The 22997-nt window shown below is 46.6% G+C and carries 30 protein-coding genes; all 30 read left to right on the forward strand.

The window, feature by feature from the left end:
- Nucleotides 1-7 precede the first annotated feature (7 nt).
- The 30 genes from ACHZES_RS16320 to atpD all read left to right on the forward strand — a co-directional run bounded on the left by ACHZES_RS16320 (nt 8) and on the right by atpD (nt 22997).
- The gene (locus tag ACHZES_RS16320) at nt 8-982 is read left to right on the forward strand and encodes a DMT family transporter (RefSeq protein WP_154526328.1); all 975 of its coding nucleotides are present in this window, start codon (nt 8-10) and stop codon (nt 980-982) included.
- Nucleotides 972-1262 (forward strand): ethanolamine utilization microcompartment protein EutM, encoded by a 291-nt coding sequence (gene eutM / locus ACHZES_RS16325; protein ID WP_025230290.1) that lies wholly within the window; start codon nt 972-974, stop codon nt 1260-1262. Before ACHZES_RS16320 ends, eutM (ACHZES_RS16325) begins: the two co-directional genes overlap by 11 nt.
- Nucleotides 1262-2260, forward strand: coding sequence for a DMT family transporter (locus ACHZES_RS16330; protein ID WP_038284014.1), 999 nt, complete (start codon nt 1262-1264; stop codon nt 2258-2260). Before eutM (ACHZES_RS16325) ends, ACHZES_RS16330 begins: the two co-directional genes overlap by 1 nt.
- Nucleotides 2261-2264: 4 nt before the next feature.
- Nucleotides 2265-2546 (forward strand): hypothetical protein, encoded by a 282-nt coding sequence (locus tag ACHZES_RS16335; protein ID WP_038284015.1) that lies wholly within the window; start codon nt 2265-2267, stop codon nt 2544-2546.
- Between the two features lie 20 nt (nt 2547-2566).
- A complete protein-coding gene (locus ACHZES_RS16340) occupies nt 2567-2863 on the forward strand; it encodes a BMC domain-containing protein (RefSeq protein ID WP_025230287.1) in 297 nt (98 codons plus the stop codon).
- A gap of 17 nt (nt 2864-2880) precedes the next feature.
- Nucleotides 2881-3189 (forward strand): BMC domain-containing protein, encoded by a 309-nt coding sequence (locus ACHZES_RS16345; protein ID WP_038284016.1) that lies wholly within the window; start codon nt 2881-2883, stop codon nt 3187-3189.
- A 30-nt stretch (nt 3190-3219) separates the two neighbouring features.
- Nucleotides 3220-4713 (forward strand): aldehyde dehydrogenase family protein, encoded by a 1494-nt coding sequence (locus ACHZES_RS16350; RefSeq protein ID WP_395547096.1) that lies wholly within the window; start codon nt 3220-3222, stop codon nt 4711-4713.
- Between the two features lie 21 nt (nt 4714-4734).
- A complete protein-coding gene (gene cutC / locus ACHZES_RS16355; RefSeq protein ID WP_038284098.1) occupies nt 4735-7278 on the forward strand; it encodes a choline trimethylamine-lyase in 2544 nt (847 codons plus the stop codon).
- A 22-nt stretch (nt 7279-7300) separates the two neighbouring features.
- A complete protein-coding gene (gene cutD, locus ACHZES_RS16360) occupies nt 7301-8254 on the forward strand; it encodes a choline TMA-lyase-activating enzyme (RefSeq protein ID WP_038284018.1) in 954 nt (317 codons plus the stop codon).
- Nucleotides 8255-8270: 16 nt separating this feature from the next.
- Entirely contained in the window at nt 8271-8609 is a 339-nt protein-coding gene (locus ACHZES_RS16365) for a BMC domain-containing protein (RefSeq protein ID WP_395547095.1), read from the forward strand.
- On the forward strand, nt 8606-9040 hold the full coding sequence (locus ACHZES_RS16370) for a EutP/PduV family microcompartment system protein (RefSeq protein WP_038284020.1): 435 nt from the start codon (nt 8606-8608) through the stop codon (nt 9038-9040). Before ACHZES_RS16365 ends, ACHZES_RS16370 begins: the two co-directional genes overlap by 4 nt.
- 19 nt (nt 9041-9059) lie before the next feature.
- The gene (locus ACHZES_RS16375; protein WP_353655261.1) at nt 9060-10196 is read left to right on the forward strand and encodes a 1-propanol dehydrogenase PduQ; all 1137 of its coding nucleotides are present in this window, start codon (nt 9060-9062) and stop codon (nt 10194-10196) included.
- Complete coding sequence (locus ACHZES_RS16380) at nt 10196-10810, forward strand: hypothetical protein (RefSeq protein ID WP_395547094.1); 615 nt, start codon at nt 10196-10198, stop codon at nt 10808-10810. The genes ACHZES_RS16375 and ACHZES_RS16380 overlap by 1 nt, the downstream gene beginning before the upstream one ends.
- The gene (eutJ, locus tag ACHZES_RS16385) at nt 10795-11640 is read left to right on the forward strand and encodes an ethanolamine utilization protein EutJ (RefSeq protein ID WP_395547093.1); all 846 of its coding nucleotides are present in this window, start codon (nt 10795-10797) and stop codon (nt 11638-11640) included. Before ACHZES_RS16380 ends, eutJ begins: the two co-directional genes overlap by 16 nt.
- A 14-nt stretch (nt 11641-11654) precedes the next feature.
- Nucleotides 11655-11960: a BMC domain-containing protein gene (locus tag ACHZES_RS16390; protein WP_054790486.1), complete on the forward strand. Its 306-nt coding sequence runs from the start codon at nt 11655-11657 to the stop codon at nt 11958-11960.
- Nucleotides 11954-12217, forward strand: coding sequence for a EutN/CcmL family microcompartment protein (locus ACHZES_RS16395; RefSeq protein ID WP_025230276.1), 264 nt, complete (start codon nt 11954-11956; stop codon nt 12215-12217). The genes ACHZES_RS16390 and ACHZES_RS16395 overlap by 7 nt, the downstream gene beginning before the upstream one ends.
- A gap of 15 nt (nt 12218-12232) precedes the next feature.
- Nucleotides 12233-12865, forward strand: coding sequence for a cupin domain-containing protein (locus ACHZES_RS16400; protein ID WP_038284024.1), 633 nt, complete (start codon nt 12233-12235; stop codon nt 12863-12865).
- 11 nt (nt 12866-12876) lie between these two features.
- Entirely contained in the window at nt 12877-13440 is a 564-nt protein-coding gene (locus ACHZES_RS16405) for a BMC domain-containing protein (RefSeq protein ID WP_038284025.1), read from the forward strand.
- Between the two features lie 26 nt (nt 13441-13466).
- Nucleotides 13467-15014, forward strand: a complete 1548-nt coding sequence (locus ACHZES_RS16410) for an acetaldehyde dehydrogenase (acetylating) (protein WP_154526340.1) — start codon at nt 13467-13469, stop codon at nt 15012-15014.
- 23 nt (nt 15015-15037) lie between these two features.
- Entirely contained in the window at nt 15038-15673 is a 636-nt protein-coding gene (locus ACHZES_RS16415) for a phosphate propanoyltransferase (RefSeq protein ID WP_038284027.1), read from the forward strand.
- Between the two features lie 42 nt (nt 15674-15715).
- Nucleotides 15716-16000, forward strand: a complete 285-nt coding sequence (gene eutM, locus ACHZES_RS16420; protein WP_025230271.1) for an ethanolamine utilization microcompartment protein EutM — start codon at nt 15716-15718, stop codon at nt 15998-16000.
- Between the two features lie 217 nt (nt 16001-16217).
- Nucleotides 16218-16532 carry an AtpZ/AtpI family protein gene (locus ACHZES_RS16425; protein ID WP_395547092.1) on the forward strand — a complete coding sequence of 105 codons (315 nt, stop codon included), beginning with the start codon at nt 16218-16220 and terminating at the stop codon, nt 16530-16532.
- A 15-nt stretch (nt 16533-16547) separates the two neighbouring features.
- Nucleotides 16548-16949: an ATP synthase subunit I gene (locus ACHZES_RS16430; RefSeq protein WP_395547091.1), complete on the forward strand. Its 402-nt coding sequence runs from the start codon at nt 16548-16550 to the stop codon at nt 16947-16949.
- Between the two features lie 48 nt (nt 16950-16997).
- A complete protein-coding gene (gene atpB / locus ACHZES_RS16435) occupies nt 16998-17699 on the forward strand; it encodes a F0F1 ATP synthase subunit A (RefSeq protein ID WP_038284029.1) in 702 nt (233 codons plus the stop codon).
- 35 nt (nt 17700-17734) lie between these two features.
- Nucleotides 17735-17992 (forward strand): ATP synthase F0 subunit C, encoded by a 258-nt coding sequence (gene atpE / locus ACHZES_RS16440; protein ID WP_054738282.1) that lies wholly within the window; start codon nt 17735-17737, stop codon nt 17990-17992.
- Nucleotides 17993-18065: 73 nt separating this feature from the next.
- Complete coding sequence (gene atpF / locus ACHZES_RS16445; protein WP_038284030.1) at nt 18066-18581, forward strand: F0F1 ATP synthase subunit B; 516 nt, start codon at nt 18066-18068, stop codon at nt 18579-18581.
- Entirely contained in the window at nt 18569-19117 is a 549-nt protein-coding gene (atpH, locus tag ACHZES_RS16450) for an ATP synthase F1 subunit delta (RefSeq protein ID WP_038284031.1), read from the forward strand. The genes atpF and atpH overlap by 13 nt, the downstream gene beginning before the upstream one ends.
- Before the next feature lie 53 nt (nt 19118-19170).
- Nucleotides 19171-20673: a F0F1 ATP synthase subunit alpha gene (gene atpA, locus ACHZES_RS16455; RefSeq protein ID WP_038284032.1), complete on the forward strand. Its 1503-nt coding sequence runs from the start codon at nt 19171-19173 to the stop codon at nt 20671-20673.
- 16 nt (nt 20674-20689) lie between these two features.
- Complete coding sequence (atpG, locus tag ACHZES_RS16460) at nt 20690-21544, forward strand: ATP synthase F1 subunit gamma (RefSeq protein WP_038284033.1); 855 nt, start codon at nt 20690-20692, stop codon at nt 21542-21544.
- A 58-nt stretch (nt 21545-21602) separates the two neighbouring features.
- Nucleotides 21603-22997, forward strand: coding sequence for a F0F1 ATP synthase subunit beta (atpD, locus tag ACHZES_RS16465; RefSeq protein ID WP_038284034.1), 1395 nt, complete (start codon nt 21603-21605; stop codon nt 22995-22997).

Consider the following 22997-nt stretch of genomic DNA (forward strand, 5'->3'; position numbering starts at 1 on the left):
AACTTAAATGACGGAAGCACGAAAAAAATTTAAAGCAATTGGCGTTACAACAGGCTTGATATCCGGTCTTATGTATGGGTTATATACCACATTCGTTTTGATTGCCGGTTATTACAAGCCTCTAGCCGGGGCGGTTGGGTTGTTTGCTGCTCCCTATGTAACCTCGGGCCTGAATGATTTGTTTGCAGGCATCTGGCTGACCGCTTATAACGTAAAGACCGGAAGAATCCGGGAAATCGGAAGAAGCTTACGCCTGTTCCCGGGAAAAATTATTCTAATAGGCTCTCTGGTTGGCGGACCCATAGCAAGTGGAGCATACCTCATGGGACTTGCCATGGCAGGAGCTTACGCAATACCGATTTCCGCCATGTACATACTCTTTGGAGCATTGTTTGCAAGGATTTTCCTAAAGCAGAAAATCGTGCCCAGAGTAGGCATTGGAATGGTGATCTGTGTAGTTGGTGCCATTGTCATCAACTGGGTAAAGCCGGAAGGCAGCACGAATTTTACCCTTGGAATCATCTGCGCGTTTGTTGCGGCCATCGGCTGGGCTTTGGAAGGTGTATTCGCAGCTTACGGAAGTGCCATGCTGGATACCGATGTGGTAATCAACATTCGCCAGCTCTTATCCGGTATTGTGGATCTGATTGTTATTTTGCCGATGGTGGGAGGCATGGGACTTTTAAAAGGCACCCTGTTCTCACTGCCGCCGGTTATGTGGCTGCTGGTTTCCGGACTTTGCGCCGCAATATCCTATTTGTGCTGGTATAAATCCAACAGTACCATAGGCTGCGCTATGGGAATGTCACTGAATATTACCTACGCGTTCTGGGGCGTGCTGTTTTGTATCCTGTTTTTAAAACAGCCATTGACCCCAACTATCATCATTGGTTCCATTATTATCATTTTGGGCGCGGTTTTAGTATCCGTAGACCCATTTGAATTGCTCAAAAAAAAGGAGGAAGTAAGCAATGAAATTTGATGCATTAGGAATGATCGAGACAAAGGGCCTGATCGGTTCAATCGAAGCTGCAGATGCAATGGTAAAGGCAGCAAATGTTACTCTGGTAGGAAAAGAATTTGTCGGCGGCGGTCTTGTTACCATTATGGTAAGAGGTGACGTTGGTGCGGTAAAGGCAGCGACCGATGCAGGTGCGGCTGCAGCCCAGAGAGTTGGAGAACTGGTTTCTGTTCATGTAATTCCTCGTCCTCATGCTGAGGTTGAAACCATTCTTCCGAAAGAGAAAAAGGAGTGTAAATAATGAGTAACCAAGGAATGACAACTGCATCCGCGGATGCAAAAATGGCGGCGGTCAATAAAAAATTCAGGACAACCGGTATGACAACCGGTGCATTCTCCGGACTGACATACGGGATTTATACCGTACTTGTACTGGTTGCCGGTTATTATGAACCTCTTGTCAGTGCGGCAGGACTTTTAGCAGGACCATATGTGTGCTCCGGCTTAAACGATCTTTTCGCAGGAATCTGGCTGACTGCTTATAATGCAAAAAGCGGCCGTATCCGTGAGATGGGAAGAAGTCTTAATACATTCCCTGGTAAAATGATAGTCGTTGGATCCATTCTCGGAGGACCAATTGCCAATGGCGCTTATCTGGTAGGTCTTGCCATGGCCGGTGCCTATGCGATTCCGATTTCCGCATTATGCAGTTTATTCGGAGCAATTTTTGCATGGATCTTCTTAAAACAGAAAATCACCAAGAGAGTCATGATGGGTATGCTGGTATGTGTGGCCGGTGCCATCATCATCAACTGGACGAAGCCGGAAGGCAGCGATAACTTTACGCTGGGAATTATCTTCTCCTTTGTTGCAGCAATCTGCTGGGCCTTAGAAGGTGTATTTGCCACTTACGGCGGAGCCATGATCGATACCGATGTTGCAGTAAACTTACGCCAGCTGATTTCCGGTATTGTGGATTTGTTCGTAATTGTGCCTATCGTCGGTGGATTAGGACTTCTTGGCGGAACACTTATGGCAGGAATACCAGCCATTTGGCTTGCAGTATCCGGCTTAAGTGCCGCAGTGTCTTTCCTTTGCTGGTATAAGAGTAATTCCACCGTTGGATGTGCTGTGGGAATGTCCTTAAATGTAACCTATGCGTTCTGGGGAGTTTTCTTCTGTATCCTGTTTTTGGGACAGGCAGTGACACCTACGATTGTAATCGGTTCTTTTGTAATCGTATTTGGTGCGATTCTGGTTACCATGAATCCACTGGATTTATTCAGGAAAGGGGAATAAGGAAATGTTATTACCTGCAAGAACAGCGGTTTTAAATTATTTATATGGAGTAGAAAATGCGGATATTGCCCAGATCATGGAGGCTTTAAAACCGCTTTACGGCGGAGAGCGCCAGTTTACCAAAGATCGTTACATGGATCATGTCATGTCTTTGGAAGCAAACGGTATGGTCAACTTATGCAGCTATGACTTGGATCAGAACGGAGAGCTGCGCATGCGTTACGAAATCAATGATGACGGAAGATACGCAGTTGACAAATATGTGGATAAGAAATACCGCAAATAGCATAGAGGAGGTTTACAAAGGTGAGATATTACGGCGAAGAAGCTTTAGGCCTGGTAGAGACCGTTGGACTGGTTCCTGCATTGGAAGCAGCAGACAAAATGCTTAAGGCAGCAGATGTAGAATTGATTTCCTATGAAAACGTAGGTTCCACCCTGGTGACCATTATGGTAAAGGGTGATGTGGCAGCGGTACGTTCCTCCGTAGAGGCAGGTGCGGAAGCGGCAGCAGCAATCGGCAAGTTAACGGCAAAGAACGTAATGCCAAGGCCGATCAAAGAAGTCGGAGACATTGTATCCGTACATGACATTGACGCATAGAGAAAGGAAAACAGTATATGGAAAGATATGAAGCCATAGGCTCAATAGAAACGTTTGGTCTGGTATTTGTTCTCGAAGCGGCGGATGCAATGTGCAAGGCAGCAGATGTGGAACTCATCGGCTATGAAAACGTAGCTTCCGGTTATATTTCTGTTTTAGTACGGGGAGATGTGGGAGCCTGCAAAACGGCTGTAGAAGCTGGAATTAAGGCAGTAAAGGATATGGGAGCGGATGTTTACAGTTCCGTAGTCATTCCAAGACCCCATCCCCATCTTGAAAAAATCATCAGACGATATGCCTTAAGTATTGCTCCAGAACAGGAATAGCAGGCATCCCGGATGAAGGGAGAATCGAAAATGAGTTTTGTAGATAAAGACCTGCTCTCCATACAGGAGGCAAGGATTTTAATGGAAAGTGCACGGGAGGCCAGAGAGACCATGCTAACCTTTCCCCAGGAAAAGCTTGATCTCATTATCGGCACCCTGGCTGCGGCAGCAAAGGAACTGGCGGAGGAATTGGCGGCCATGTCTGCGGAAGAAACCGGATATGGACGTTTCCAGGACAAGTACGTAAAAAACACCTTTGTCTGCAATTTTCTGCCGGAACGCTTAAAAGATATGAGGTGCGTCGGCATCTTAGAAGAAGACTCACGGTTAAAAACCATGGCAGTAGGCGTTCCAGTGGGTGTGATTGTCGCACTGACGCCGGCAGTGAGCCCGGTTTCTACCGCGATTTACAACATTCTGATTGCTGTTAAGTCCGGCAATCCCATCGTTATCGCGCCTCATGATAGGGCAAGGAAGGTAACGGGCAGGCTGATTGACCGGCTGATGGAAGCAGGAAAAAACTGCGGGCTTCCGGAAGGAGCCATCGGGTATTTAAAGACAGTGACAAGGGCAGGAGCCCTGGAGCTGATCCGCCACCCGGCAGCAGCCATGGTAGTAAACACCGGAGTTCCGGAGCTGTGCCGTGAGGCGGCAGAAAGCGGAAAACCTTATATTTACGGCGGTACAGGAAACGGACCGGTCTTTGTGGAGCGGACTGCCGATGTAAGACAGGCGGTAGAGGATATCATTGCAAGCCGTACCTTTGATTACGGGATCGTGTCTGCAGCCGAACAGTATATGGTGGTAGACAGCCTCATTGCAGCAGAAGTTAAAGCCGAGATGCTTAAGAACGGTGCCTACTTTATGAATGGGGAAGAGGAGAAGCAGTTAATCGACCTCCTTTGCCTGGAAAGTGGGAAGGCGGATACGGAAATCATGGGAAGACCGGCAGCAGAACTTGCGGTCAGAGCAGGATTTACGGTGCCTGACTCCACAACGGTGCTGGTTTCCGAACAGAAGTATATTTCTGACAGGAATCCGTTTGCAAAAGAGCTTCTATGTCCAGTACTTGCTTATTACATCGAAAATGACTGGATGCATGCCTGCGAGAAATGCATGAGTCTTCTGGTTAACGAAAGCCATGGACACACCCTGGTGATCCACTCCAGGGATGAAGAAATAATACGCCAGTTCGCCTTAAAGAAGCCGGTGGGCAGAGTTCTTGTCAATACACCTGCCACTCTGGGCAGCATGGGAGCAACCACGAACCTGTTTCCGGCCATGACCCTTGGAAGTATTACAGCAGGTGCCGGAATCACGGCTGACAACGTTTCGCCCATGAATTTCATCTACGTCCGGAATGTGGGATATGGAGTTCGGGGTGCGAAAGAATTCCTTGGAGCTGCAGGGAACGCTTCGGGCGGATATGGAAAAGCTCCTGAGACAAAAGAGAGCAGCGAAGATGCAAAAGCGCTCCTTAAGCAGATTTTAGAGACCTTGTCTAAGGAGCTGGATGATAAATAATTGAAAGAGAGGGAAACCAGATTGGATATTCGTGAATTTTCAAATAAATTTGTAGAAGCAACGAAGAACATGACACCGGAAGAAAGAGCTTCTCTGATGAAAATGTTTGAAACTGTTTCCGATGAAATCAACAAAAAAGAGCCTGCTTCCCAGGCAGCAGTAAGCTTTGAGGGAGGAACGGAGATACCGGATGGCATTACTCCAAGACTTCAGAATTTAAAGGAAAATTATTTAAAACATAAACCATCAATTACAACATATCGTGCACGTGCCATTACCAAGATCGCAAAAGAAAATCCTGGTATGCCAAAGATCATGCTTCGTGCAAAATGTTTCCGTTACTGCTGTGAGACAGCACCTCTGGTAATTCAGGACAACGAGCTCATCGTAGGCGCTCCTTGCGGCGCTCCCCGTGCAGGTGCATTCTCCCCGGATATCGCTTGGAGATGGATGGTAGATGAGATCGATACCATCGGAACCCGTCCTCAGGATCCATTCTATATTTCCGACGAAGACAAGAAAATCATGAAAGAAGAGCTGTTCCCATACTGGTCCGGCAAATCGGTTGATGAGTATTGTGAAGATCAGTACCGTGAAGCAGGCGTTTGGGAATTATCCGGAGAATCCTTTGTATCCGACTGCTCCTACCATGCCATCAACGGCGGCGGAGATTCTAACCCCGGCTATGATGTGATCCTTATGAAGAAGGGCATGCTTGATATTCAGCAGGAAGCCAAGGATCATTTAAAAGAACTGGATTATGAGAATCCTGATGATATTGAGAAGATTTATTTCTACAAATCCATTATCGATACCACAGAAGGCGTTATGATCTACGCAAAGAGACTTTCTGAGTATGCAGCAGAGCTTGCAGCAAAAGAAACCAATCCAAAGCGTAAGGAAGAACTGTTAAAGATTTCTGAAGTAAATGCTTACGTTCCTGCTCACAAGCCAAGAACCTTCTGGGAGGCAATCCAGGCAGTATGGACCATCGAGTCTCTGCTCGTAGTGGAAGAGAACCAGACCGGTATGTCCATCGGACGTGTGGATCAGTATATGTATCCATTCTACAAAGATGATATCGAATCCGGACGTATGAATGATTACCAGGCATTTGAGCTTGCAGGCTGTATGCTGATCAAGATGTCTGAGATGATGTGGATCACCAGCGAAGGCGGCTCCAAATTCTTCGCAGGCTACCAGCCATTCGTAAACATGTGCGTAGGCGGTGTGACCCGCAGCGGACACGATGCAACCAATGATTTAACTTACTTACTTATGGATGCAGTTCGTCATGTAAAGATTTACCAGCCATCACTTGCATGCCGTATCCACAACAAGTCCCCGAAAAAGTACATGAAGAAGATCGTAGATGTGGTTCGTTCCGGTATGGGATTCCCAGCCTGCCACTTTGATGATGCTCACATCAAGATGATGCTTGCAAAAGGCGTATCCATTGAAGATGCACGTGATTACTGTCTGATGGGCTGTGTTGAGCCTCAGAAGTCAGGACGTCTGTATCAGTGGACATCCACTGCTTATACCCAGTGGCCGATCTGTATCGAGCTTGTTTTAAACCACGGAACTCCTTTATGGTATGGCAAGCAGGTTTGCCCGGATATGGGTGACTTAAGCAGCTTTAAAACTTATGAAGAGTTTGAAGCAGCTGTAAAAGAAGAGATCAAATATATTACAAAGTGGAGTGATGTTGCTACGGTTATTTCCCAGCGCGTTCACAGAGACTTAGCTCCAAAGCCACTTATGTCCATCATGTACGAAGGCTGTATGGAAAAAGCCAAGGATGTATCCGCAGGCGGTGCGATGTACAACTTCGGACCTGGTGTGGTATGGTCCGGACTTGCTACCTATGCAGATTCTATGGCAGCAATCAAAAAGCTTGTATTCGAAGATAAAAAATATACATTAGAGCAGATTAACGAGGCGTTAAAAGCTGACTTTGTTGGATATGACCAGATCCGCACCGATTGCCTTAATGCTCCAAAATACGGAAATGATGATGATTATGCAGATTTAATTGCTGCTGACCTGGTCGACTTTACAGAGCATGAACACAGAAAATATAAGACCTTATACTCTGTATTAAGCCATGGTACCTTATCCATTTCCAATAACACCCCATTCGGACAGATGACAGGCGCTTCTGCCAACGGCCGTAATGCATGGCTGCCTCTTTCCGACGGAATCAGCCCGACCCAGGGTGCAGACTTCAAGGGCCCGACTGCAATCATCAAGTCCGTATCCAAGATGTCCAATGACAGCATGAATATCGGTATGGTTCATAACTTTAAGATTATGGCTGGTCTTTTGGATACTCAGGAAGGGGAAGAAAGCCTTATCACCCTTCTTCGTACGGCCTGCATGTTAGGAAACGGTGAGATGCAGTTCAACTATCTGGATAACAATACCTTAGTTGAGGCTCAGAAGCATCCGGAGCTGTACCGCGACTTAATCGTCCGAGTAGCCGGCTATAGCGCATTCTTCGTAGAGTTATGCAAAGATGTACAGGATGAGATCATAAGCAGAACCATGCTGACACATTTCTAAAAGAAAGTTGAGATCAATCACAATGGACCATGGAACAACAGGAGAGATTGAACGTAAGGCGTTTATCTTTAACGTGCAGAAGTACAACATGTATGACGGGCCGGGAATCAGAACCCTGGTATTCTTTAAAGGCTGTCCGCTCCGGTGTAAATGGTGCTCCAATCCAGAAGGAATGGTGCGGAAATTCCAGGTGATGTATAAGCAAAATTCCTGTGTAAGCTGCGGGGCGTGCGCGGATGTGTGCCCCGTAGGAATCCATGTGATATCCAAGGAAACGGGAAAACATGAAATCCAGCGGGAAAAGGATTGCATTGGATGCATGAAATGCAAGAATGTCTGCCCCAATGCAGCGCTTACCATTGCCGGAGAGGTGAAAACCATTTCAGAACTGCTTAAAATCGTGGAAGAGGATTCTGCCTTTTATGATATTTCAGGCGGCGGCGTAACTCTTGGCGGCGGCGAAGTGACTGCCCAGCCGGAAGCAGCTTTAAATCTGTTAATGGCCTGCAAGCAGGAAGGAATCAATACAGCAATTGAGACCTGCGGTTATACCAATACGGAAACGATTTTAAAAATTGCAGAGTATGTGGACCTGTTTCTGTTTGATATCAAACATATGGATCCTGTCCGCCACAATGAACTGGTGGGTGTGAACAACGAACAGATTCTTACCAATCTAAAGGAACTGCTTCACCACCGTTTCAATGTGAAAGTCCGCATGCCTATGTTAAAAGGGATCAATGACAGCCGGGAAGAGATCGATGAGGTCATTAAATTCTTAATGCCCTTCCGTGATTACAAAAATTTTAAGGGAATTGATTTACTTCCGTACCATAAGCTGGGCGTTAACAAATACAATCAGCTTGATATGAAATACCCCATTGAAGGGGATCCAAGCTTAAGTGCGGAGGATTTAGACCGGATTGAAGGCTGGATGAAGGAATATCAATTTCCGGTTACTGTGGTAAAGCACTAAGAAAGGGGAAGAGGCCATGATTGAGATGCAGCGTGTCATAGAGGAATCCGTTCCCGGTAAACAGGTGACCATCGCCCATGTGATCGCATCCCCCATTCCGGAGGTGTATGAATGCCTTGGCATCGATGAGATGGGAGCCATCGGAATTCTCACCCTGTCCCCTTTTGAAACCTCTATCATTGCGGCGGATATAGCGGCAAAGGCGGCAGATGTGCAGGTGGGATTTTTAGACCGCTTCACAGGCTCTGTGATCATTGCCGGTGACGTGGACAGTGTAGAAACCGCTCTGAATGCGGTATGCAATACCTTAAAACGCGGGCTGGGTTATATGGTGCCCGCGGTAACCAAAACATGAGAAAGAAAAGAATCATGATCATCGGTCCCGGCGGCAGCGGTAAAACCTCCCTGGCTCATGTCATAAACGGTTTTACCGGTCCGGCCAGAAGAACCCAGAACATGGTATATGGGGAAAAAACCTTGGATGTGCCGGGGGTTTACTTAGAAAGTCCCTGGATGCATAAGCATATCATTGCGGCGGCACAGGATGCCTCCCATGTACTGATGCTGGTAGACCAGTCCTCATGCCGGGAAAGTTACCCGCCAGGATTTGCAAAAGCCTTTCGGGTTCCCGTCATCGGCGTAATTACGGGATGTGGAGAAAAACCGGAACATGATGGCTGGTGTATCCGTCAGTTAAAAAAAGCCGGGGTCCGGGAGCCCTATTATCATATTAATCTGTCTGAACGGACAGGCCTTCAGGAATTAATGGAGGCATTAAAATATTAGGAAAGGAGGGAAATGTAACGTGGAGCAATTTGTAATGAATACTAAGGTATATATGGGATCTTCCTGTCTGGATAAGATAAAGGATCTTCCTGTGACAAAGGCTTATATTATCTGTGACCCCTTTATGGCACAGTCCGGAAAGGTAAATTGGATTACAGAGCTTTTACAGGAGAAGGGGAGCAGCTATGAAGTATTTTCTGAGGTAGTGCCTGATCCGACCATTGAAGTCGTTTCAAAAGCCATAGGCGGAATGAAATGCTTTGGTCCTGATGCTGTGATCGCCCTTGGCGGCGGCTCTGCCATTGATACGGCAAAGGCGGCTAGCCATATCTACAGTCAAATGGGAAATGAGAGACTGTTTTTAATTGCGGTTCCAACAACCAGTGGTACCGGCAGTGAAGTGACTAATTTTTCCGTAATTTCCGACCCGCAGGCCCAAGCGAAGTATCCGCTGCGCTCTGATAGTATGGTGCCGGATGCAGCGTTTCTTGATCCCCGCTTTACCGTGTCGGTTCCGCCTCACATTACAGCGGATACCGGAATGGATGTTTTAACCCATGCCCTGGAAGCTTATGTTTCAACCAATGCAGGTGATTTTACCGATGCCTGTGCGGAAAAAGCGGTAAGACTGGTGTGGAACTATCTGGCACGTACCGTAGAAGAGGGAAGCGACATGGAAGCCAGAACTCACATGCACAATGCATCATGTTTGGCTGGAGTTGCGTTTAACGGAGCTTCCTTAGGGCTTTGCCACAGCATGGCCCATGCTCTGGGCGCACGCTTTCACATTCCTCATGGAAGAAGCAATGCGATTCTGCTTCCTCATGTCATCAGCTACAACGCTGGTCTGGAAGACGCCGGTGAACAGATAGCCTGCGGCAGGTATGTGGCAATTGCCAATATGCTTGGAATTGCAGCAGGAACAGATAAGGCCACGGTACACGGCCTGGTGCGTCACATCAAAAATCTGATGAATAAGATCAAAATACCTCAGCAGATTACAGACTTAAAAATCGATAAAGACGAATTTGAACAGGCCGTTCGGGAAATGGCGGAAAAAGCCCTGGCTGATAACTGTACATTAACCAATCCAAGAGTGCCTACGGTAGAAGAGATTGAAACCATCTATCGGAAACTGTGTAAGGGGGGCTATTAATGAAATTCATCACGGAAGACGATTTGAGGATTTTGTTCAGAAGAGAACCCTTTACTTTTTATGATCTCCCTGCGGGAACCAGATTAACACCCGGAGCGCGCCAATTCCTGGTGGATAAGAAGATTCCCATAAGTGACGATCCCATGATGGTAAAACGAAATCTTGTAAAGCCTGCAGAGAAAAAAGAAGAAGCACCGGAAAAAGAACTCTGTCAGGATCTGCTCTTATTAAAAAAGAAAACGCTGCAGGCACAGTTTTTGGAAGTGGGCCTTGAACTGTTAAGCCGTGACGTTCTTCTGGCAGAACAAGTATTTGATCTTGAACGGAAACTTTCCAACCTTAAAAAAGAGGGCAGGGAAGAGGAAATGGGTTTTAAACCCTGCACCGGGTTTCATGAGGATAATATGCAGGAACCTTTTGAGGATTGCTTTGAAATAACAGGTTTTCATGCACAGTCAGAAAAGGGGAAAGAAATCCTTCTTCTGCACCGCCTTCGCTGCAGCACAAGAGAGCTGGCAGCGGAAGCAGGAAGCGAAAACTTAAACCCGGTCATCAACCGCTTATCACAGATGATATGTCTGGAATATGGAGGTAAAACATGTCAAAGGAAGTAATTACATTTGATGGCTGCAATGAGCTGGTAAGTCAGTTTGAAGCAGTTGTTAAGCAGCCCGTTAAGGGAAGCTCCTCTGTTTACTATACCGGTGTCGATCTGGGAACAGCGTGTGTGGTACTGGCCGTGTTGGATGAGAATTACAAGCCTGTGGCAGGCGCTTACCGATATGCAGATGTGGTCCGGGATGGAATGGTGGTGGATTACATTGGTGCGATCCGGATTGTTCGGGAACTTAAAGAAGAACTGGAGGAAAAGCTGGGCACTGAATTGATTTATTCGGCTGCAGCCATTCCTCCGGGCACTGATTCCCTGGATGGCGGAGCCATAAAAAACGTGGTGCAGGGAGCCGGATTTGAAATCACAGCCCTACTCGATGAGCCAACGGCGGCAAATGCAGTTTTAAAAATAAAAAACGGTGCTGTCGTGGATATCGGAGGCGGCACCACCGGAATCTCCATTTTAAAAGATGGAAAGGTGGTGTATGTAGCGGATGAACCAACAGGAGGAACTCATTTCTCACTGGTGGTCTCCGGTGCTTACCAAATGTCCTTTCAAGAGGCAGAGGTTTATAAGAGGAAAGAAGAACACCATAAAGAACTGCTGCCGGTTTTAAAACCGGTTGTGGAGAAGGTTGCTTCCATCATAAAACGCCATATTGAAGGACACGACGTTCAGGAGATCTATCTGGTAGGCGGTACCTGCTGCCTGACCGGGATTGAAGTAATTATTGAAAAACAGACGGGAATCAGAACCAGGAAGCCTGAGAACCCAATGTTTGTAACTCCTCTTGGAATCGCATTTTCCTGTACTCAGGAAGAACTGGCATAAAGGATGTGGACAATATGGAATACCGTATAATTAAATCTCCGTCACAGGGGACAATCGATATTTTGAACCGCAGGAAAGGCTCCGGCACCTCCTCCCCCATAGGACCGGTGGATGCAGTGGGACTGGTACAGGGCAGGATCATCGAAATGGTTTGTGCCGCTGATGTGGCAGAAAAAGCAGTAGGTGTTACGGTAGAAGACATTAGAGGAAGCTGCCCGCAGAACATGATCATGCTGGCGATTTTTGGAGATACGGCATCGGTGGAAGCAGCGATGGATGAGATTAAGCAAAGAGAGAAGAGAGGGGTGGAAGAATGGTAGCGGCCAGATTGATTGATAACATATGGGCAACCAGAAAAGCGGAGTCCTTAAATGGGTATAAATTTATGCTTGCCGAGATCATTGGTGGCACACGGGAAGGTGAACGGCTGATTGTAGCAGATATCATCAGCGCGGGAATCGGTGACCGTGTGATCATTTCCACCGGATCTTCTGCCAGGCGGATGCTGGGAAGCGATGAGATTCCAGTCGATGCCGTAGTAATTGGGATCATTGATGAAGATTGCCAATTTATATAGAAGGGAAGTGATCATATGAAGCAGTTGATTTGTGCAAAAGATGTAGAAAAGTTAAATGCTGAGGGAAAAAAGGTATTTTACGTGGAAAGCGGAAGTATCATCACACCGTCTGCAAAAGATGCAGCGGATTCGTTTGGCATCAAATTCTGCGATAAGGTGGAGGAGCAGCAGACACAGGCTCCGGCTGCTCTTGCAGGCATGGATATTGACAGCGATAAAATTTATATGGTACTGAAGACTTTGATGGAAAAAGGGTTGTTAAATGATATTTTAAAACCCTATGAGTCAGAAAGTCATGGAAATGGTCTTAAGGTAGTTCGTGGAAGTTCTGTGAAAATGGACGTATTTGATACGGGTGATCCTTCTGTCAAAGCTTATTATCAGGAATTGGTAAGCAAAGAGGAATCCCATATCAGTGCAGGTTTCCTTGTGATCGACCATTCAAGCTTTGAATGGGAGCTCACCTATGAAGAGATTGACTATGTAATCGAAGGAACCTTAACTGTTACCATTGACGGAAAGACCTATACGGCAAAAGCCGGAGACGTACTCTTCGTACCGTCAGGCTCCAAGGTAGTCTGGGGTTCCCCGGATAAAGCAAGAGTATTTTACGCAACGTATCCGGCAAACTGGGCTGATTTGGTTTAAGGAGGTAAACAATGCAGGCACTTGGCTTTATAGAAACGAAAGGCGTGCTGACGGCCATTGAGGCGGCAGATGCCATGTTAAAGGCGGCGGACGTGTCTCTTCTGGAGAAGACCAAAGTCGGCGGAGGTCTCGTCGCTGTTACGGTGACCGGTGATGTGGCGGCAGTAAAGGCAGCGGTGGACGCCGGAGCAGCAGCGGTGGAACGCATTAACGATGCAGCTTTAGTAACACGCCATGTTATCGCCAGGCCTCATGATGAGCTGACGGCTGTAATCGGCGGCGGTACTCCTGATGAACCGGAAGAAGAACCAGTTCCGGAAATCGCAGAAGAACACGAAGAATCTTCCAATGAACCGGAACCTGTGGATACCATAAATAGGGAAACCGTAGACTTATGGATCAAGCAGGACGGTCAGGAAGAAACCATGAAGATACTTGAAGATATGAAGGTAACAGAGCTTAGGACTCTTGCCAGAGAATATCCGGAATTCAGCATAGCTGGACGGGAGATTTCAAAGGCAAATAAAACCCTGCTGCTGGAAGAATTCGGGAAGTATTATGGACAGAATGATTAATATTTTTAGAAAGGGAGAACGGGAACATGGATAATTTTGATTTTGATTTACGTTCCATCCAGGAAGCAAGGGATTTAGCTAGATGCGGTGAAGCAGCCGCAAAGAAAATTGCAGAATTTACGGCAGAACAAATTGATACCATTCTTAAGAGTATGGCAAAGGCAGGAGAGGAACACGCTCTTTGCCTGGCAGAGATGGCAGTTGAAGAGACAGGTTTTGGAAAGGTCATGGACAAGGCATATAAGAACCATGCTGCCTCCACTCTTTTGTATGAAGAAATAAAAGATATGAAGACAAGAGGAATCCTTGCAGAGGATACCGTGAATAAGACCATCGATGTGGCAGAGCCGGTAGGCCTTGTAATGGGTATCGTTCCATCTACCAACCCAACTTCAACCGTATTCTTTAAATCCATGGTAGCCATTAAGTCAGGAAACGCAATTGTATTTTCTCCCCATCCTTCAGCTGCAAAATGTACCTTAAAGGCTGCAGAGGTTATGCGTGACGCAGCAATTGCAGCAGGAGCACCGGAGGGAATCATCGGCTGTGTATCCATGCCTTCCATGGGATCTACCAATGAACTGATGAAGTGCAAGGAAGTTTCCGTTATCATTGCAACCGGCGGCCCGGGTATGGTAAAAGCTGCATACAGCGCAGGAAAGCCAGCCATCGGCGTAGGTGCAGGAAACTCACCGGCTTACATTGAAAAAACGGCAGATGTTAAGCAGGCGGTAAAGACAATTCTTGCCAGCAAGACCTTTGACTATGGTACCATCTGTGCTTCCGAGCAGTCCATTATCTGTGAGGAGAGCAATCACGCAGAAGTTGTAGCAGAGTTAAAGAGCCAGGGCGGTTACTTTATGACAAAGGAAGAAACTGATAAAGTCTGTGCTCTGTTGTTTAAAAACGGTCATAACATGAATGCCAAATTTGTTGGCCGTTCCCCTCAGGTGATTGCACAGGCAGCAGGAATCCAGATTCCGGAGGGAGCCAAGGTCCTCATCGGAAAGCAGGAAGGTGTTGGAGAGGGATATCCGTTATCCTACGAAAAACTGACAACTGTACTTGGTTTCTACACAGTAAAGAACTGGGAAGAGGCCTGCGGCTTAAGCATTCGTCTTTTACAGAATGGAATCGGACATACCATGAGCATTCATACCCAGGATAGGGATATGGTACTTAAGTTCGCTGCAAAGCCTGCTTCCAGAATCCTTGTTAACACAGGCGGCAGCCAGGGAGGAACCGGAATCAGTACAGGCCTTCCGATTTCCTTTACATTAGGATGCGGAACCTGCGGCGGAAGCTCTGTTTCTGAAAACGTAAGCCCGAAGCATCTCCTTAATGTGAAAAAGGTAGCTTTTGGTATAAAGGATTGTTCTACTATCGCAGCCGATGATTCAACCTTTACATGGAAGGACAAATCTCAGGGAGCTTCCTTTAGCCCTGCTGACTTCGTAGCTTCTTTTGATAAAAAGGAATGTGTGGCCTCTTCTTCCTGCCAGGGAGGAAATGATGACAATGAGAAGCTGGCTGCTCTTGTAAAGGAGATCGTACTGGCCATGAAAGGCCAATAATCAGCGAGGAAAGGAGAACAGGAATGGATAAGTATGAAGCGGTAATCAAACTCTTAATGGAAGCCGTGAAGGCGGAATCCGGAACCGATGAGTTTCGAATACCAGTTGGCGTTTCCAACCGCCATGTACATTTGTCACAGGAAGACTTGGATGCCCTTTTCGGCCAGGGATACGAACTGACCAAGATGAAGGAGTTATCCCAGCCAGGTCAGTATGCATGCAAGGAAACAGTTACCGTATGTGGTCCCAAAGGAGCCATTGAGAAGGTTCGTATCTTAGGGCCGGTCAGAAAACAGACTCAGGTCGAGGTTCTGGCAGCAGACTGTTTTAAGCTAGGAAAAAAATCTGAGCCTAAGATGTCCGGTGAATTAGCAGGAACGGCAGGGATCACCCTGGTGGGACCAAAGGGTTCCGTTCAAACGAAAGAGGGTTTAATCATCGCCCAGAGACACATTCATATGACTCCTCAGGATGCCGTGAAATTCGGCGTTCATGACGGTCAGACAGTAAGCATTCAGACTGAGGGAATCCGCGGCGGTATCTTTCAGCATACGGCAATCCGCGTAACCGATACATCGAGCCTGGAATGTCATCTTGATACGGAAGAAGCAAATGCTATGGGACTTGGCAGTTCTTCCACCGTAACCATTGTTAAATAAGTGAACCATTAAAAATTAATTATAAATCAGGAGGATTTAAAAATGAAATATGATGCATTAGGAATGATTGAAACAAAAGGTTTAATTGGATCCGTTGAAGCAGCAGATGCTATGGTTAAAGCAGCAAACGTTACCCTGATCGGTAAAGAATTCGTAGGCGGCGGTCTTGTTACTGTTATGGTAAGAGGCGATGTAGGTGCCGTTAAGGCAGCTACTGATGCAGGAGCAGCAGCAGCTCAGCGTGTTGGTGAGCTTGTATCCGTACATGTAATCCCACGTCCACATGCAGAAGTTGAAACAATTCTTCCAGGTACAAAAGAAGCATAATTAAAATTTGATAAGGTCTGTTTTTTCAGGTTCTTCCTGCAAAAAACAGGCCTTTTTTCAAGGTTATTTTAAAAAAATTGTAAAAACAGAAAAATTTTTAGGACGTCAAGTTAAATTTTCGCATATAATAGACAAAATATGTTTTTTTAGGTATAATACCAGTTATATGTGCAGGATGCAGAAAGCAGGTGTAATTATGCGGCATAAAAAGAGCGTAATGAGAAGTTTCATGATGGTGACCCAACTTGGGATCAGTGTCATGGTACCTGTATTTGTCTGTATTCTTGCAGGTTACTATATTGACCGGTATGCTGGGACAAAACTAACATTATTATTTATGGTTCTGGGGTTTCTGGCTGGGGGAGCCAATGCCTATAAGCTGGCAAAGGCTACACTGGCCATGAATGAAAGGGAGGAGAGGGTTGAGGATCAGAAGGAGCGCGTAGAGCGGCAAGTAGAGGCTGGCCCCAAGGTGCATAAACCGAAGCAGCCAAGCCGCGTGAAAGGACATGATGATGAGAAACTTTCGTAGACAGGAGGACTTGTAATGGGGAAGGAAACAAAGAATCTGATGCTTGAGGTTTCTGCCGGAATTGTTATTTTCACGGCAGTGGCTATGCTGGGGGCATTATTTATCTATCCAAGACGTGCTGTATTTGCAGGACTGATTTTGGGAATGATGTTAGCCTTGGCTATGTTTTTATCAATGGGCTTAGTACTTGAACGTTCTATGAAGACGGAAGATCCAAAGGCTGTACAGAAACAGAGTATTATTAGTTCAGTTCTTCGCTATCTGCTGCTTATTGTTATACTGGTGGCAGTTATTGTCCGGTTTTCGAGCTGGTTCAATCCGGTCGCAGTAGTAATCGGAGTCCTCGGACTCAAGGTTGGAGCATTTTCTCAGCCTATTATCCACAAGATCTTGGCCAACAGGTCAAAAGGAGAGTAATCTTCTTTGCGGTCAAGTGGAATCTCTTAAGAAAGGAGGCTTAAGCGTATGGTCGTTGCGAGTGCCAATAATGTAGACTTTATGATCAAAGGCGTTACAAAGTTTCAGGCGTTTGGTCAGGAGCTTTGGGTTACAACCACGGAAATAGGCCTTAGCATTGTGACAATCGTAATCCTGATTATCGCAGTGATTGCCAACCGAAAAATGAAGCGGGCGACAGAAGTACCTGGCACCTTCCAGAATATTGTGGAGTTTGTCGTAGAGGCGCTTGATAACCTGGTAAATGGTACTATGGGTCATAACGCAAAAAAATTTGTTAATTATATTGGAACGATATTTATCTTCATATTGTTCTGCAATATTGGCGGCTTATTTGGTCTTAGGACGCCAACCGGAGATTTCGGTGTGACATTTATGCTTGGTTTGTTTACCTTCGGCATCGTGCAATACCAGGGAATTAAGAATCACGGGATCGGTCATTTCACAAGCTTGTTTCAGCCGTTTCCGATTTTGTTCCCGATTAACGTAATCGGTGAGATTACCAACCCATTATCCCAGGCGCTTCGTTTGTTCGGCAATATGATGTCAGGCGTTGTTATTATGGGATTGTGGTATGGGATGATGCCTATCTTTGTAAAGATCGGTATCCCATCGTTTTTACACGTATATTGTGATGTATTCTCAGGCTGTATCCAGACGTATGTGTTCTGTATGCTGACCATGGTATATGTCAATGATAAGATGGATTAAACTTCAATAATATTAAATTCAGGAGGAATTTTTCTATGAACGGATTTTCAGGACAGGATTTTATCTTAGGTTGCTCAGCAATCGGTGCAGGTCTTGCGATGATCGCAGGTATTGGACCTGGTATTGGACAGGGTATCGCAGCAGGTCATGCGGCTGCTGCAGTTGGACGTAATCCAGGCGCAAAGGCTGATATAACATCTACCATGCTTTTAGGACAGGCCGTTGCCGAGACAACAGGTCTTTATGGTTTCGCTGTTGCTGCTATCCTCATGTTCTTAAAGCCATTCAGCTAAAGAGTGAAATGGCGGGAGGCGAAAGCCTGCCCTCAGAACGGGGAAAGAATAAAGAGCGAAAGGAGGCGAAACCTTGGATCGATTATTGGGATTTGACCCACAGCTGCTTTTCGATGCATTTGTAACAGGCATCAACGTATTCATCCTGTTTTTTGCGTTATCCTATATGCTTTTCAATCCGGTACGTGAAGTGCTGGAAAGGAGAAGGCAGAGGATTGCGGGAGAATTAAAGAACGCTGCCGACGATAAGGAAGCTGCGCGGGCAATGAAGGAAGAATATGAAGCCAGACTTCATGAAGTGAAGAAAGAGGCAGAAGAAATCTTAGAGGATGCCAGAAAAAGAGCAAAACAGCGTGAGGCAGAGATTATTACAGAAGCCAGGGAAGAAGCGGACCGTATTGTTACACGGGGCAGCCGTGAGGTGGAACTGGAGAGAAAGAAAGCGCTTGATGATATGAAGGAACAGATCATATCCATCGCTTCTGTTATGGCCGGCAAGGTCGTAGCTGCTTCCATTGACACTACGGTGCAGGAGGCCCTGATTGACGAGACTTTGAAAGAGATGGGTGAAAGCACATGGCAAAGCTAGTATCAAAGGTATACGGCGATGCATTGTTTGAGGAAGCTCTGAAAAAGCAGGAAGTGGACGCTTTGTTTGAGGAAGTGAAAAGCCTGCAGGTGATTTGGCACGAGAATCAGTCATTGGCTGAGCTTCTTAATAATCCGAAGATTGTAAAGGAAGATAAAATCGGCATTATTAAGAATATTTTCGGCGGACGCGTATCGGATGACCTGATGGGTTTTCTGGCAGTCATTGTCGACAAAGGCAGGCAGAAGGAGATTCCGGCAATCTGTGAATACTTCATAAACGCTGTCAAGGAATATAAGAAGATCGGCGTGGCCCATGTGGCAAGCGCTGTTGAATTAAATGAGGGGCAGAAAGCCCGATTAGTAGAAAAGCTGTTAAATACGACTCAGTACGTAGATTTTGAGATGGATTATCAAGTGGACCCGTCAATCATCGGCGGTATGGTGATCAGGATCGGGGACCGGGTGGTGGATTCCAGCATTAAGACTCAGATTTATGAACTGCGCCGCAGCCTGTTAAAGCTGCAATTGACTTAAGCCGTCAGGCGAAACGGATACATTATAAACTTAGAAAGAAGGTGCAAACCTTAATGAATTTAAGACCAGAAGAGATCAGTTCTGTCATCAAGGAACAGATTCAAAGATATTCTACAAAACTGGATGTCTCTGATGTCGGTACAGTCATTCAGGTGGCGGACGGAATTGCCCGTATCCATGGCCTTGAAAATGCCATGCAGGGAGAGCTTCTTGAGTTCCCGGGAGAAATCTACGGCATGGTGCTCAACCTGGAAGAGGATAACGTTGGTGCAGTTTTACTTGGTACCGGTGCTATCAGCGAGGGCGATACCGTTAAGACTACCGGACGAGTGGTGGAAGTACCTGTTGGCGATGCATTGACTGGACGTGTTGTAAATGCGTTAGGACAGCCCATCGATGGAAAAGGACCGATCCAGACAGACAAATTCCGCAAGATTGAGCGTGTGGCTCACGGAGTTATTGACAGAAAATCAGTAGACACCCCCCTTCAGACCGGTATTAAGGCGATTGATGCCATGATTCCTATCGGAAGAGGACAGCGTGAGCTGATCATTGGTGACCGCCAGACAGGAAAGACGGCGATTGCCCTTGATACGATTATTAACCAGAAGGGCCAGGGAGTTCATTGTATTTATGTAGCCATTGGCCAGAAGGCATCTACGGTTGCCAATATTGTTAAGACACTGGAAGAGTACGGCGCCATGGATTATACCACCATCGTCGTATCTACTGCTTCCGATTTGGCTCCTCTTCAGTATATTGCTCCATATTCCGGATGCGCCATTGGAGAGGAATGGATGGAAAACGGAGAGGATGTATTAGTTGTTTACGATGATTTAAGTAAACATGCAGCCGCTTACCGTACCCTGTCCTTACTGCTTAAGAGACCGCCGGGCCGTGAAGCATACCCGGGTGATGTTTTCTATCTGCATTCCAGATTACTGGAGAGAGCTTCCAGACTTTCTGAAGAACTGGGCGGAGGCTCTTTAACAGCCCTGCCGATCATTGAAACACAGGCAGGTGACGTATCCGCATATATTCCGACGAATGTTATCTCCATTACAGACGGACAGATTTACCTGGAGACAGAGATGTTTAACTCCGGTTTCCGTCCTGCTATCAACGCAGGTCTATCCGTATCCCGTGTAGGCGGCTCTGCTCAGATCAAGGCTATGAAAAAGATCGCAGCTCCTATTCGTGTGGAACTGGCGCAGTACCGCGAGCTTGCAAGCTTTGCTCAGTTTGGTTCCGAGCTTGATAAGGAGACGGCAGAACAGCTTGCCCAGGGCGAGAGGATCAGAGAGGTGTTAAAGCAAGGCCAGTATCAGCCGATGCCGGTGGAATACCAGATCATCATTATCTTTGCAGCAACCAAAAAGCTGCTTTTGGATATTCCTACCAGGAAGATCCTGGATTTTGAAAAGGCTTTGACCAGCTTCATTGACAGCAAATATTCTGAAATTCCCGCAAGCATCCGCGAGACAAAGCAGATCACACCTGAGACAGAGGAATTGCTTATAAAGGCGATTAACGAATGCAAAGCAGGTGTTTTTTAAAGGCAGGTGAACAATCATGGCATCCATTAGGGATATCAAACGAAGAAGAGACAGTATTTCCAGTACAGAACAGATTACGAAAGCCATGAAGCTCATATCTACCGTTAAGCTGCAGAAGTCTAAAGCGAAGGCAGAGGAATCCAAACCCTATTACGGAATGATGTATGATACCATAGGTTCCATGCTGCGCAAATCAGGCAACATTGACCATAAGTATTTAAAGGCAGGCGATTCTAAGAGGAAGGCGGTCATTGTCATCACTTCAAACCGTGGACTGGCAGGGGGCTATAACAGCAACATTGTCAAATTGGTTCATGGAAATGACAATTTTACGCCGGAACTTACAGATGTTTATGCCGTAGGACGGAAAGGGAAGGAAGCACTAGCAAGAAAGGGATATAAGATTGCCGAGGATTATTCCGAGGTGATCAATGAACCGATCTATCGCGATGCGGCCGATATTACCATGGAGCTTCTGGATGCATTTGGACAGAACCGGATAGGCGAAATTTATCTGGCTTATACATCTTTTAAGAATACTGTGACCCAAATACCGACTCTTAAAAAGCTTCTCCCGGTTGAAATGGAAAAGGGAAGCGAAAAAACAGATCTGACTTTAATGAATTATGAGCCGGATGAGGATCAGGTATTGGATTCCATTATTCCTAAGTATATGAGCAGCATGATCTATGGCGCTTTGCTGGAGGCCGTTGCCAGTGAAAACGGGGCCAGAATGGCGGCCATGGACTCTGCAACCAATAATGCGGAAGAGATGATAGAAGAACTTGGACTGGCATATAACCGGGCAAGACAGGGTTCTATAACCCAGGAGCTTACCGAGATCATAGCCGGAGCCAATGCGATTTCATAAGGCGAATCGAACTTCATTTTAGCAGGAACGAGAGAAATATAAAAGAAGGAGAAACAAGATGGCAGGACAAAATATTGGTAAGATCACCCAGATCATCGGTGCCGTACTGGATATCAAGTTCAGCCAGGGCAAGCTGCCTGATATCAATGAAGCGATTGATATCACTGCAAAAGATGGCGGCAGACTGGTTGTAGAAGTATCTCAGCATCTTGGCGATGATACGGTAAGATGTATCGCCATGGGATCCACCGATGGACTGGTACGTGGTATGGACGCGGTGGCTACCGGCGCTCCGATTACCGTACCGGTTGGAGAGGAGACATTGGGACGTATATTTAACGTTCTGGGTGACCCGATCGATAATAAACCGGCACCGGAAGTAAAAGAACATTTTCCGATTCACAGACCGGCTCCCACCTTTGAGGAGCAGTCCACGGAAACGGAGGTTCTGGAAACCGGTATCAAGGTCGTTGACCTTCTCTGCCCTTACCAAAGGGGTGGTAAGATCGGCCTTTTCGGTGGTGCTGGAGTAGGTAAAACCGTATTAATTCAGGAGCTGATCCGTAACATTGCCACAGAGCACGGCGGATATTCCGTATTCACCGGTGTTGGTGAGCGTACCCGTGAAGGAAATGACCTTTATCACGAGATGCAGGAATCAGGCGTTATAAATAAAACAACCATGGTATTCGGACAGATGAATGAGCCGCCGGGCGCCCGTATGAGGGTTGGCCTTACCGGCCTTACCATGGCTGAGTATTTCCGTGACCAGGGCGGAAAAGATGTACTGTTATTTATTGATAACATTTTCCGTTTTACCCAGGCAGGTTCTGAGGTTTCCGCTTTGCTTGGACGTATGCCTTCCGCAGTAGGCTATCAGCCGACGCTGCAGACTGAGATGGGTGCTCTTCAGGAGAGAATCACTTCCACGAAGAATGGTTCCATCACATCGGTTCAGGCAGTTTACGTTCCGGCCGATGACTTAACCGACCCGGCTCCAGCCAACACATTCGCCCATCTGGATGCGACCACGGTTCTTGACCGTTCCATTGTGGAACTTGGTATTTATCCGGCGGTTGATCCCCTTGGATCTACATCCAGAATCCTTGATCCTCGTATCGTAGGTGAGGAACACTACCGTGTTGCCCGCGGGGTTCAGGAAGTACTTCAGAAGTATAAAGAGCTTCAGGATATCATTGCCATGCTGGGTATGGATGAGCTTTCTGAGGAAGATAAGATCACGGTGGCCCGTGCAAGAAAGATTCAGAGATTCTTATCTCAGCCTTTCTTCGTTGCAGGACAGTTCACCGGTCTGGAAGGCCGCTATGTGCCGCTTTCTGATACCATTCAGGGCTTTAAGGAGATTTTGGAAGGAAAGCATGATGATATTCCGGAGAGCTATTTCTTAAATGCAGGCAGCATTGAGGACGTTCTTGCCCGTGTGAAAAAATAG

This window comes from Lacrimispora sanguinis (genome assembly GCF_044987295.1).
In the GTDB taxonomy this organism is placed as follows: domain Bacteria; phylum Bacillota; class Clostridia; order Lachnospirales; family Lachnospiraceae; genus Lacrimispora; species Lacrimispora celerecrescens_B.